10 protein-coding genes and 1 pseudogene are annotated in these 12,620 nt (G+C 38.8%); 6 read left to right on the top strand and 5 right to left on the bottom strand.

Annotated features, from left to right (window positions below; all coding sequences use genetic code 11):
• Positions 1-602 precede the first annotated feature (602 nt).
• Both LEP1GSC190_RS04095 and LEP1GSC190_RS04090 read right to left on the bottom strand, forming a co-directional pair.
• Entirely contained in the window at positions 603-1,865 is a 1,263-nt protein-coding gene (locus LEP1GSC190_RS04095; RefSeq protein WP_002745321.1) for a DDE-type integrase/transposase/recombinase, read from the bottom strand.
• Between the two features lie 283 nt (positions 1,866-2,148).
• Positions 2,149-3,169, bottom strand: a pseudogene (locus LEP1GSC190_RS04090) (IS481 family transposase).
• 183 nt (positions 3,170-3,352) lie between these two features.
• On the opposite strand from LEP1GSC190_RS04090, the gene LEP1GSC190_RS04085 reads away from it, so the two are divergent.
• Positions 3,353-3,763 (top strand): hypothetical protein, encoded by a 411-nt coding sequence (locus tag LEP1GSC190_RS04085; protein WP_002763428.1) that lies wholly within the window; start codon positions 3,353-3,355, stop codon positions 3,761-3,763.
• On the opposite strand, the gene LEP1GSC190_RS04080 is transcribed toward LEP1GSC190_RS04085, so the two are convergent.
• From LEP1GSC190_RS04080 to LEP1GSC190_RS04070, 3 genes are all read right to left on the bottom strand, one after another.
• Positions 3,757-5,187 (bottom strand): efflux RND transporter periplasmic adaptor subunit, encoded by a 1,431-nt coding sequence (locus LEP1GSC190_RS04080; RefSeq protein ID WP_002748186.1) that lies wholly within the window; start codon positions 5,185-5,187, stop codon positions 3,757-3,759. The genes LEP1GSC190_RS04085 and LEP1GSC190_RS04080 overlap by 7 nt on opposite strands.
• Before the next feature lie 98 nt (positions 5,188-5,285).
• Entirely contained in the window at positions 5,286-6,704 is a 1,419-nt protein-coding gene (locus LEP1GSC190_RS04075; RefSeq protein ID WP_002763403.1) for a TolC family protein, read from the bottom strand.
• 33 nt (positions 6,705-6,737) lie between these two features.
• Positions 6,738-7,361: a lipoprotein gene (locus tag LEP1GSC190_RS04070; RefSeq protein WP_036048328.1), complete on the bottom strand. Its 624-nt coding sequence runs from the start codon at positions 7,359-7,361 to the stop codon at positions 6,738-6,740.
• 189 nt (positions 7,362-7,550) lie between these two features.
• Between LEP1GSC190_RS04070 and LEP1GSC190_RS20130 the strand changes: the two genes are divergently transcribed.
• From LEP1GSC190_RS20130 to LEP1GSC190_RS04050, 5 genes are read left to right on the top strand one after another with little or no spacing between them, the layout of a single operon-like run.
• Positions 7,551-8,114 (top strand): tetratricopeptide repeat protein, encoded by a 564-nt coding sequence (locus tag LEP1GSC190_RS20130; protein WP_002748193.1) that lies wholly within the window; start codon positions 7,551-7,553, stop codon positions 8,112-8,114.
• Positions 8,111-8,761 carry a hypothetical protein gene (locus tag LEP1GSC190_RS20125; RefSeq protein ID WP_004280995.1) on the top strand — a complete coding sequence of 217 codons (651 nt, stop codon included), beginning with the start codon at positions 8,111-8,113 and terminating at the stop codon, positions 8,759-8,761. The genes LEP1GSC190_RS20130 and LEP1GSC190_RS20125 overlap by 4 nt, the downstream gene beginning before the upstream one ends.
• Positions 8,751-9,413, top strand: a complete 663-nt coding sequence (locus tag LEP1GSC190_RS04060) for a tetratricopeptide repeat protein (RefSeq protein ID WP_002748165.1) — start codon at positions 8,751-8,753, stop codon at positions 9,411-9,413. Before LEP1GSC190_RS20125 ends, LEP1GSC190_RS04060 begins: the two co-directional genes overlap by 11 nt.
• Positions 9,410-10,987, top strand: a complete 1,578-nt coding sequence (locus LEP1GSC190_RS04055; protein WP_002748177.1) for an Ig-like domain-containing domain — start codon at positions 9,410-9,412, stop codon at positions 10,985-10,987. Before LEP1GSC190_RS04060 ends, LEP1GSC190_RS04055 begins: the two co-directional genes overlap by 4 nt.
• Positions 10,984-12,600: an Ig-like domain-containing domain gene (locus tag LEP1GSC190_RS04050; RefSeq protein ID WP_173380602.1), complete on the top strand. Its 1,617-nt coding sequence runs from the start codon at positions 10,984-10,986 to the stop codon at positions 12,598-12,600. The genes LEP1GSC190_RS04055 and LEP1GSC190_RS04050 overlap by 4 nt, the downstream gene beginning before the upstream one ends.
• The last annotated feature ends 20 nt before the right edge of the window (positions 12,601-12,620 follow it).

Below are 12,620 nucleotides of genomic sequence, written 5' to 3'. Positions count from 1 at the left end.
CGCTCCAAACCCAACCTTAATAATTTGTCCCGCAAACGGTTTCAGATTTTTTAGAAAATTGTGATTGCATTGTATTATGAAAATCACAAGATTCGTCTTTGTTACAAAACCGAACATAGATCCGCGTGACTACACTTCCGATGAAGTCAGCTAATCTTTGTTAGAAATTGAATTTGTAACGGTTTTGTTAGTCTTTAAAAAACGATGTTAGAAAGAATCAAACGATCTAAAACGAGTCCGGCGTCCGGGAATAAAAATTTCCCCTATCGTCTTCCGTTTTTAGTCTTTTTTCTTTTGCATGGAATTACTGCTTTTACGGTATTATCCGTTTTAGTCGACTCGGTTTCTAATAAAACATTAGATCCTATTTTAGGATGGTCTTTTGAGTCGGAAAGTGAATTAGAACCTAATTTGCTTGAGTTACAAAAAGAAATAAACACGACTAAAAAACCAAAGATAAAATCGAAAGAATTAAAAACGGAAGAATTTGATTCAGAAACTTTTTCAGAAACGGTAAATCCAGTTTCTACAAATCAGCCCTGCAGCTTCTCTGTGAAACCTGAAAAGGTTTGTCCGGATATTCGGACAGCGGGAAAGCTACTTCAACAAGAACCGCAAGCGTCACCACTGTTGATCTTTGGTCTATTGGAAGCGGCTTGTTTGATCTGTTCGGAGAACAAGAGCCTGTCGGGAATGGCGCCGTTTAAAACTTCGTTGGGGGAATACCCGAATAAAACACCGCTGGGACGAGAATTGTAAATCGGGACAGCGGTTTCTAAGGTTCGAATGACATCTTGAAAAGAGGCGAGATTTTTAGGAAACAAGAATCTGTATTTCATAATTTTGTTAAGTGCTTCGACCATACTGTTTGAGAAATGAATGTCGACTTGAGCGATTAACTTTTTGATAAAAAGACCGGGTCGATTGAGGAAGGAATCGACTTCACCTGCATTTTCAGAACCGTCGTCGCAGAGAAGTCGAATGGGTTTGTAAAAGAGATTGAATTTTTCGCAAACCTCTTGAAGGTTCGTAAGAGTATTTTTAGAATTCCATTCGACTGAAGCTTTCCAACCGAGAATTGCTCGGGAGAAATTATCCATAATAAAATGAATATATACTTTAGAACCATCTTGCACGCGTAAGATGGTAGTATCCATATGAAGAAGAGTTAAAGGAGAAGAAGCACGAATCCCGGTTCTTCTCCTTGCCTTTCGAATGATTTCTCGTGCAGGACCGAGAACTTTGGCGTATTTGTAAAACGTAGCCAAACTGAAAAACGCGGAACCGTCCTTTAGAATTTTGTAAAATAGAGAACGCAAAGGCCAATTGAAGAATTCAGGATTTTTAAGATATTTGGAGATAATCTGTTGTTCTTCTATCGTAAGTTGTTTAGGATGCAACTTTCTACAAAGATTGAATGCGGAAGATACACAATGAATTTCTTTTTTCCATCTGCGATAACGTTGAACGGAAATCTTCATAAAACGACAGGCACGTTTGAGACTGAAAAAAGGAGCAATTTTCTCAATCAGAGAAGCAATTTCTTTTTTTCGATCATTCCAAATCCTTCTTTTCCCTTGAATATTCTCGGACAAAGAATTATAAAAAGAATAAAGGGAGAAAAGGGACTTGAACGCTTTGATAAAAGTTTTGCTTTCCAACGCTTTTTTGTATAAATTCAAATTTTTAAAGATCGGATCATTCTCGTCATATCCGATCATACTGTTCAGATCACGATTTTTCCAGTCGTGGCGAGTGGATCTCGGAATCATTTCCTTTTCCAAAGTAGAAAGAAGGTTCAATTGTGTTTTTAAAACGAGTGCAGTGTGATACGAGTTTTTGATTTTAAAAGGAATGAGATTCATTTGTAGACCTTTCCGATTTGGGTGTATTAATTTTCCTTTGTGAATATATCGGAATAAAATAATCACAAAAGAATGAAAATTTGGAGCTTTTTTAAAAAATGAGTATTTTATTAGAGAATTTGCAGGAAAAATCCCCGCCACTGATCTCTATAAATTGAGTAACGTTAATTTTATCGCAAAACACTGATCCCACGCAAAAAACATACCGCCGTATAACAGAAAAGAGATTAATTGATAAATTTTAACTGTAATAGTTAAAGTTGATCTTACACTCCGTTCCCGTTTATAACGAAAACTGTAAGTTGTCGAGATACTTATTCTTAGCTAATTCCTTCGTGTCAAGGAAAGTCTGTATCGGAGTTTTACAAAAACAATACTTGCCTTGATGCGTACGTTCCTTGTTATACGAATCGATCCACTGATCCAAATCCTTTTGTAAATCTTCAATCGAATTGTATACCTTCTTTCTGAAAGCAATCGCATAGAATTCATCTTGAATGGTTCTGTGAAATCTTTCACAAATATCGTTGGACTGAGGATGCCTTGCTTTTGTTTTCGAATGATCTATATCTTCCAAAGCAAGGAACAATTGGAATTCATGGTGCTCCCTATTTCCACAATACTTTAGTTCCTCTATCGGTTAAAATCCTCAACAACCGAAGTCCTTCTTCTTCGAACCAGGGGATCACTTTGTCGTTTAACATATCAGCAGCTACTAAAGCGTTCTTCCTGTCGTAAAGTTTTGTCATCGCCACTTTAGAATAGGAATCGATAAAGGTCTGTTGGTAAATCCTTCCTACGCCCTTGATTGTGCCCACGTAATACGTATCTTGGCATCCCAAGTATCCGGGATGTTTTAGTTTCTATCTCACCTTCAACCTGCTTCTCTAATTTTCTTTTTTCTAATGCTTGCACTTGTGATTCGGTTAATACGGGAGGATTGCCTTGGGCCATGAACGCTTCTAAAGCCTTTAGTCTTTTAGAGAAGGTTTCCAAATCGTGACAAACCCATACACTCCGAACGGTTGCAGGGCAACGATGATCCCTTGTTTCTTGAGTTCATTCGATGATCTCTGTTGACCATACGCGGGAAAGTTGATCACCATCTTCTTTACCGCTTCTTCTTTTTCCGGTTCGATACGATTTTTAGAATTCGGTTTACGTCTGCTCAGATCTTGGAGAGCGAGTTCTCCTCCCTTCTCGTATAGCTCTTGAAAACGATAGAAGCTATCTCGGGAATAGCCCATAACGTTACACGCCTTTGAGACGTTCCCCAAAGTCTCCGCTAACTTCAAAAGGCCCAGAACGCGCCCTTAGGAAGCGTTCTGTTGAGTTTCTCTTTGTTTTATTTTAAGAAGTGTAAGATCAACTTCCAACTATTACATTTTATGTGGGTTATGCAGTCCACTGACTCCTTGTAACATTTTCCAAACGAGTTTCGAAAAATGTTCGAAAGAATTCTTACCCAAACATATCTTGATTGAAAAATGAACCACTTTTTAAAGACTTTTTATCTGTTAATCTATCTATCAGTTTCAGGATGCGGAAAAACGAATCATGAGGATCAGAGGGAAAAAGATTTTAAATCAAGACTACTTTCCATCGTTACCGCTGCGGAGAACGGACAAAATCAAAATCCAAACAACGATTCCTACTATGTTGGGGGGACCATAACTGGCCTAGCTTTATCTAGTAGCGTCATCATTCAGAACAACAATTCTGATTTACTGACGATCAATTTAAACGGCGTATTTCGATTTGCAAAGGCCTATAAAAACGGAGACTCATATTCGGTTACAGTGTTAACACAGCCAAACGCCAAAATCTGCACAATCCCAAACGGAGTGGGAAACATTTCCGGAACGAGCGTATTCAGCATACTCATCACTTGTCAATGAGATTTCTCTTCGATCGAATGGGAAGTTTGTTCCTTTGGAACTTTGACTTTTTGACCTTCCTTGAGTTCATTCAAATCGGAAACCGCAATATATCGCCCTAATTCAAGATTTCCTAATACTTCCGCAAAATCGCCTTCCTCTTTAACGATTTCCACTTCCACGCCAAACAACCGATTTTCCTCGTTTGCAACAAAGACGGTTCCATTCTTGCCTTCCTTATTCTTAATGAGAGCTTTGAGCGGAATTAAAAAGGTTTTTTTTCGAGCGTCCTCTTGAAGGATGTAACCACGTGTAAACATACCCGGCTTTAAAAGTTTTTTTTCATTTTGAGCGAGAACCTTTACTTCCACCGTCCTACTCTGCGGATCGACGATTGGGCTGATGATATAAACTCTTCCTTCAAAGTTTTGCCCCGGATAAGCATCAACGATAAAATTCGCTTTCTGATCCTTTTTCAGTTTCCACAGTTCCGATTCACCGACGTTAAACTTCAAGATCACTTTAGAAGTGTCGACAATGATATACAAAGCCTCCCCTTCCTTGACCGCTTCTCCCTGTTCCTTAATTCTGGAAGCAACCATTCCTGATAATGGACTTTTAATATTCGATTCCTTTAATAAAAGTTGTGTGGATTCCATATTTTTAAGCGTCGATTTAAGGTTTGCCTCGGCCATGTCCAATTCGGCGCTCTCAATCATAGTATTTAATTTTATATAAGCATCCTTTAATCCTGTCTTAGTTTTCGGAATCTGAATATTCGCTTTATTTAAATCTTCCGGTCTATAACCCATTCTAAGACTGGCGAGATTTTTTTCGGCTTTGAAAAGTGAAATTTCGGCAGAGTTCAAAGATGTTTCCACGGATTTCAATTCCGTTTCAGAAACAGCTCCGGCTTCGTTTAGCTTTTTTTTGTTTTCTGCGCTGCGCAAAAGATTATTCCGAATTTCTTTCGAGTCCCTCACGTCTGCCTCTGCCTTTTCGATATTCGCCAATTCCCGATCCACCCTTTGTTTGGCGATGAGTAGTTTGGCGGACGCCAGGTCCCTTTGACGGGTTTGAACTTCCACACTGGATTGATCCTTAGATAATTGAATTTCTAAATTCAAAGTTTCCATTTTTGCAAGAACATCTCCGGTAAGAACTGAATCCCCTTCTTCTTTGAAATATTGTTGAATTCTCCCCAAAATTTTGGAAGTAACCTCCGCCTTCTTGAAAAAAGAAACGGAACCCAAAACTTTAAGGCCGGAACTTGATTCGCTCAAATCAATCTTGGCAAGTTTGATCCGATCCTCAAGAGGTAATACTTCTTCCTTTTTCTCGCTTTTTTTACAATCCGTAAAAAGAAACAGTAATATGACAATCCAGGCGCACTTCTGAAAAATCCTATAATAAGAATATGATCCTAATTTCATGGGATCAAACATAACGAACAAGATATCCGTAAGCCGTTATTTACAAATCGTTTTACTCGACTTGATTCCGGTTTTGTGGAACGATTTTTATCTTTCATATCTATATCCTCTTATTGTAATTCAAATAAATGCAAATCGTCTAAATTTAAGCCGGTCGATAGCTCCATCTGAGCAATCGCGTTCAAATATTTCAACCTGGCTCCGATTTGGGCGTTTTTCGCCTCTAAAAAACGTATTTCAGTTTCGGCCAATTGAGGTCGAGTAGCTTCCCCGAGTTTTACTTGCAGTTCCTGTATATTGAGTCTTTTTTCAAATATTATAATATTTTCATCCGCTTGTTTCATAGCCTGCCAACTGATATTCAGTCCTCTAAGAGACTTTCTGATTTCAGTTTCGATAATATCTCCCAATTGTTTACTGGCAATTTTAGCCTGATACGCATCCACTCCCGTTGAAACTATTTGCTTTTTATAACTCAATTGATCGTAAATCGAAACAGTAGTAGAGGAGGAAAGAGAACGATCCGTATCGTCCCTGCGTGAAACGAAGTTCGAGGAATCGGTAATTTGGTTCGGACCCATCAACATAGAAATTCGAAAATTCAAACCCCACTCCGGCTGTCTGGGTGGATAATCGGCTCCCGAATAACCGTAAAAACCGCCTAAAGAAACAGTAGGAATATAAAAAGATTTCGCATAACGATGCTGAGACTCCGTCTGCAATTCCTTTGCCTTAGCCCGATCAAAGTCCACTCTATATTTTCTTGCCAAGGAAATTAAGTTTATTTCTTCAAACTGGATAAAGTTATATTTCACGGAATTTAAGAGATCTCCCTTTAATTCCAATTCGCCGCTCGCTTGAAGACGTAGTAGAATTTTAAAATCCTCAAGGAGATTATTATATTCCATTCGGGCGTTTTCATGCTGCATTTTGATTTCATTCAAACGATTTTCGACTTCCAGAATTCGGATTACGGTACTTTCTCCAAGCTCCAGTTCTTTCTTGCCCAATTCCAATTGTTGTTTTTGGCGATCGATGGATCGTTCGTAGACTTCAATTGCCGATTTTCGACTCAGAACTTCATAAAATTTAGATCTGATTTTAAATCTAAGTTCATTCAGAGCGAGACGAAGATCATATTTTGCCAAGGCTAAATCGCTCATTGCGGCATCTAAAGCGAGAGAACGTCTTCCTCCGTCAAATACCACCTGGTCTACATTCAAACTCAAACGTTGATTTCTACTATCATCCGTATTCGATATGATATTGTGGGAGCGATCCCAGCGAACCGTCGCGGTGGGAAAATAAGCCCTCCAATTTTCATTCAACAACAATCGTTTGATCTGTTGTTGGGAGCTGATTAAACGAATTTCGGGACTATTCTCGACTCCTAGTCTTTCCGCGGAACTGATATCTAGAATAATTTTTTCCTTTGCTTCTAAAATATTCGTATAATGGAATATTCCAAAACACACAAAAACCAGAATCCATTGGAATTGAAGCGATTTTAGAAACAAAAAAGAGAACACGGGCCACACCCAAAATTTAAATAAAATCCACGATTATTTACTTCGTAATAGTTCCACGATCTTATTCGCAAAAACTCTCGCGACTTCCGAACTGTTATCGTATAATTCCAGCGACTCGTCCCCTATATACTGCATTTGAACCACTTGAGACCCGTTTTTATTATAGAGATACGCCATAATGCCTGAACTCTGATCGGGATTTAAAAAATTCCCTGCTTTCGTTTCATGAACAAATCCAGTGATAACATAATCCGAATTTGTCTCGGAACAGATTTCCTTTGCCTGCTCTGGATTCAAAAGATATGCAGAATTCATTTTTTGTGTGGCCGTAACAATGGAAACATTAGAGTTCGGTTGCGGTTCTTCGATTTTAGAGGAAGGATTTGAAATCGTTCCCTTAATACCTTTTGTGTGGAGAAAAAATAACAAATTATCGGAAAAGACAGAAGAAACTATGTCCGCTTGATTAGAAGATTTGGAAAGGAAACGAACGATACTAATGCGATTTCCACCCTTTAAAGCGGTTTTGTCCATTTCAGAAAACGATACATTAAATGTTATATCATGATAATAGCGCAAAGAAGGCCTACACGCCGCAAAACAAAGAACTGTAAAGGTAAAGATTCTGAGTAAAATTTGAAAACGATCATTTAACATAGTTTTTAAGAGATATTCATATTTTCGAATGAGAAAAATCAGTGATCTTAAAAAAACCAATACTTCACATATGGCGTTAAAATGCAAGAAATAGAAATTAATAAAATAAAATGTTATATTAGAATCCAAAAGATTGACATTTTTTCCATTAAGTCGGCTACCTGTCTATTTGGGAAGGGTATAGAAAAGATGAAAAATAAAAGTTATACGGTCTTTTTATGTTTTTTTTTATTTTCCATACTGATTCTAAACGATTGTTCTAAGCGGAAGGAGAAAGAACTCTTGAATGACGCAGAAAAACAAAACACACTTGGAATCAGTGCCTTACAATTGAATGATCTTGAAAAAGCAGAAAAACATTTCAAGGAAGCGCATCGTTTGAATCCTAAAGATCCGAATTACGCGAACAACGTAGGTGTAACATTGATTCCACGAGATCGATTTGAACAGGCGATAATCTATTTTTCAAAATCGGTTGAAATTGATCCGAACTTTCAAAGAGGTTATTTCAATCTGGGAGTCGCTTATCAAAATCTCCAAAAAGATACAGAAGCGTTGCATTACTACGAAAAGGCAGCTGCAATCCCGGCAGCTATGCCCGAGATTTATTTTAATTTAGGTATTATCAATACTCGATTGAACCGAAAAGCGGAAGCGAAAAAAAATTATGAGATCTTCATCCAGAAAGCTCCTCCTCAATTTGGTCAGCAAATCAAAGACGCGTATCTGAAAATTAAAGAATTGGGCATTTGAAAATGAAAAACATCACTTGGGTATTATTTTGTTCCATCCTACTATCCTGCAAGGGTTCGATCGACTTGGAAAAATTTTCATCGGCGCGAATCGGTGAAAGGAAGGGAACTCCAGCGTTGTTTTACTTAAACGAATCCGAATTTTCTGCAAAAAATTTCAGGAAAGAATTTTTTTTCGAAAGAAAACATATTGCGAGGAAATTCGAACCCGTTACGCCCCCGGAAATAGAAGCCGAACTTCAAAGATACATTGAAGAGACTATCATTTTAAACGAAGCAATCGCCAAAGCCGATCTCAATTCAGCCGAAGCTCAAAAGTATTTATGGCCTTTCATCCGCAAAGCGGTCATTTCTTATTATTTATCCAAAGAGTCCGGAGAATTCGAAGTCGCTGAAAACTCGAATGAAGTGGAAGTTTCTGACGAATTGATCGAACAATACTACTCTCAAAATAAGGAACTTCTGAAAGAAAAAAATCCGACGGAACTCAAAAAGAAACTCAGAAACACCGCCATTCTAATTAAGATTCAAGAAAGGTTAGCATTGTCCCAAGAAAAAAAGAAAATCATATTAGGAAAGATGAGACAAAACGACAAAGTTCGCATCGTTCAAAAAGAAGTATTTACGAAAGATTTATATGAAAAATAATTTTGAAGGAATTACCAACGATCTGAAAATCAAATCGATAATGCGACTTAAAAAGCAAGCGTATCACGGCTTGATTTTATTCTCTATAGTTTCCACCTCTCTTATCCTCACTTTAAACGCATGCGGCAAGGATGAACAATCCAAATTGGAAACCTTTCAAAAAGGAAAAAAGGAATACACTTCCCGAAATTTAGAAAAGGCCGCCGAATTTTTTCGACAAGTCGTTTCGGAGGATAAGGAATTCTTACCAGCCCAAATTATGTTAGGTAAGAGCCTCTTTTTTTTGGGAAAAATGGAGGAATCAGAGGAAATATTTCAAAAAGGATTAACTCGTTTCCCGGGAAATTCGACGATTCGATTTTGGATAGCAAGGATCCACATGTTACAGGAAGGCAAGACGAAGGAAGCAAAGCAAGAACTCGAATACATACTGGAAACAGAAGAAACTTTTTTCGATGCGCACTATTATTTGGCGAAAATATATGAAAAAGAAGGAATGTTGAAGGAAGCCTTGATTGAATACAACCGCGCTAAGATGATCAAAATCGGTTTTGATAAAATCCATAGAGATCTGGGCAAACTATACGGTGTTGCGGGTTTACACGAAAAGGCGGCTTTAGAAAAAGGGCTACTTCTCGAAAAAGCAGAATGAAAAAAATAATTCAATATTTTCTAATATTCTTATGTTTTTATTGCAACGCTGATATCAACCAATTAGGAGACAAACTGAAATACCTCGGTCTTGCAAATAGTGGGGAGTTCGAAGCGCCGACCGTCCTTGTAATTACACCGATCTCCGAAGCTAAAAACGTTTCCGTTAACGAAGAAGTATCCGTTCTTTTTTCTCAACCAATGGATAAAAATTCGGTCGAAACCGGAATTACAATTGGAGCCGTTTCCGGAGATAGCTCGGTTCGATACATTTGGACCTCTGACATACTTCTCAAAATCATTCCTAAGTCTCATTTTACCGCCGGTAGAAGATACGAAATCAGGCTCAACCGTAACGTCGTTAAGGACTTGCGGGGAAATTTTTTAGCTAAAAATTTTCTTTCCGTTTTTTATACAACGGGATTCGGACCTCAGCCGTTTATTACGGAATCGAATCCTCCAGTTGCCAACCAAATCGTATACGGATTCGGTGTGAATTCCAATCCCTACGTACAATTTTCTGAACCGATGGATCGAATCAAAACAGCAGAAGCCGTTTCAGTTACCGGCGGCCCCGCAATTTACGTAAAAGAGTGGAATGACGATTCGACTCGTCTCACTCTATCGCTGACAAAAAGCCTGGACCCTTCCACCACATATACTTTCAAAATATTAAAATCCGCCGAGAACGCTTCCGGAAACGTTCTCGATAAGGACTACTCTATTTTATTTTATACCGGAATCGCATCCTTAAATCCTTATATTCAAGATATCGGAATGAGCGTTCCAAGTACACCTTGGCCAGTCCTACAACCCGTTCCCTCTACCAATCCGTTGATCAACGGAGTTTCAAAAAATAGTTTTTTGACGATCACTTTTTCAAAACCAATGGATCAATCAAAAACTCAAAATGCCATTCAGTTTACTCCTCCTATAACAGGTCAATTTACTTGGATATCTCAAAGTTTACTTCAATTTACCCCGACCGATAAACTGACTCAAGGGGCAACTTATAGACTGGCAATCAACTCGACCGCTACGGATACCGGAAATATGCCGCTGGAAAATTCCTATATTGTAGATTTTAAAGTGGATAATGTAGCCGACAGTATTCCGGTAACGGTAACTGGAATTAACAATTTTTCCGTCACTGCATTGTGTGCGCCAACTGCAGACGGGAATGCGAACGCTCCCGTAATTCCCGCAAATCTTTCCACAGTATATAAGATATCATTAATATCGACCGCATGCGCTTTAGAAGATTACATATTTAGATTGAATTTCGCAACGGCAGGTAACGTGCCTCTTCAAAGTTTGGGAGACAACGATATTTACAACCAGGTTTCCGTTTCGTATTTTTCGGGCGGCCCGGGAGTGGGGTCTCCGAACATTTATTATAAAAATTACAATTGTGGTCCGTCTTGTTCCATCGCGGGATCATTCGAATTCGGAATCAAAAACGTACCGACCGGAACCCAATATAAATTCCGATTGAAAGGTGGTTCGGGAGGAGTCAGGGATATCAACGATAACTATCTCACAAACGATATTATATTCCTTTTTGAAAGACAATGAAAACACACAAGCCAAACAAAAAATCAAAGGATACGAAGTACACCTCTTCAACGTTCGTTAAAATTTTATACTGGATATCCGCGATTTGCGTCCTATCTTTTTTTACCGGATGTAGTCAGTTAATAGACAATGGAAAAGGACCTTTGAGTTTAATTCCCGGTTTATCCGTATTTTCGGACGGAGAATCTCCGAGAGTGATCGGAAGCTGGCCATTGAACGACCAAACGATTGCCGATCCAAAGGCGGCTCTTTCCATCTCCTTTTCCAAAGAGATGAATCAGACGTTTACGGAATCCGCTCTTTCCCTGAAAAGTTCACAAAATACCATTGCGGGAAGTTATTCCTGGGTAGGTTCAACGCTACATTTTCAACCCACCGTATCTCTTACGGATCCTGGAATTTATACCCTAACCGTTTCCAAATCTCAGGCGGAAGATAAGCAAGGCAAAAACTTAGAACAAGATTTTATACTGAAATTCAATTATAATGCGGACACGATCGAACCTACGTTAGTTGGCACTTCTCCTTCAAACGGAGCCATCGGAATCACTTCAGACACACACGTACTTCTCAGGTTTTCCAAGCCAATGAACGTAAACCTGGTCCTTACCGAAATTACCGCAAATCCTTCTGTAACCTTCAACCTTCCCGCTACTATTGTATCTCCGGATAGAACGACGTTTGAATTTATACCGATTCAACCTTTGGCTTTTGGTACTACTTATAATGTCACGATTCCAAATACCATCAAAGACAGTATCGGAAATCCGCTTTTACAGACGTATCGAATCGGATTTACTGTCGGTTCTGATTTTGTACAACCCACTCTGACGAACATTAGATCCACTACGAATACTGGAAACTTTGTGTTGAATGAATTCACGATCATCGGAGGTTTTGAAAAGACCGACGATTTTATGATCGATTTTTCGGAATCCGTATTACCTTCCAGCTTATTGACCGGAATTACATTTAGCCCTTCAGTAACGTTTACCGTAATCGAAAATTCGGGAGGAGCCAATACCGGATTTATCATACATCCGAATTCGAATTTATCGATCAATCAAATATACCAGATACAGGTGACAAATTCCGTCAAAGACGCTCAAGGAAATAGCCTGAACAAAACGTTCACTTACAATACTCAAGTGAACGGACCTAGAAGTAAGTATCTTTTCGTACAGAACATCTATCTGAGTAACGCGCATTCCCTCGCAAATCGATTGTTAGACGGTGTAATCAATTCGCTTCAACACGACGGCGGTCTAGGGCCTGCGTATAATTATTCTGCAGGGGGTACGAAAGCGTTTTACATAGCCTTTTGCAGAGACGATTTTAGGTCGAATACTTGTTCCGAAGCCGATTTGAATATGGTATTGTCTTCCGTGCAATTTTCGGTGAGCTTCGACTTCGGACCCAATTCAGGAAATCCTTACCTACTTCTACCTCAGGTAGGAGCAGCGCCTAACATCTATAAAACTTCCATTTTCGGACTTACCGAATCTCCGAACTCTTACATCTTTACGGTAAAAGGCGGACCAGACGGAGCTAAGGATTTGTACGGAAATTATCTTGAACAGGATTATTCCGTCAGATTTTCAGTCTCTCCTTAAAGTTGACTTCAAAATGAGAT

Source organism: Leptospira mayottensis 200901116, from assembly GCF_000306675.2.
Lineage (GTDB): Bacteria > Spirochaetota > Leptospiria > Leptospirales > Leptospiraceae > Leptospira > Leptospira mayottensis.
This window is presented reverse-complemented; position numbering and strand designations above follow the sequence as displayed.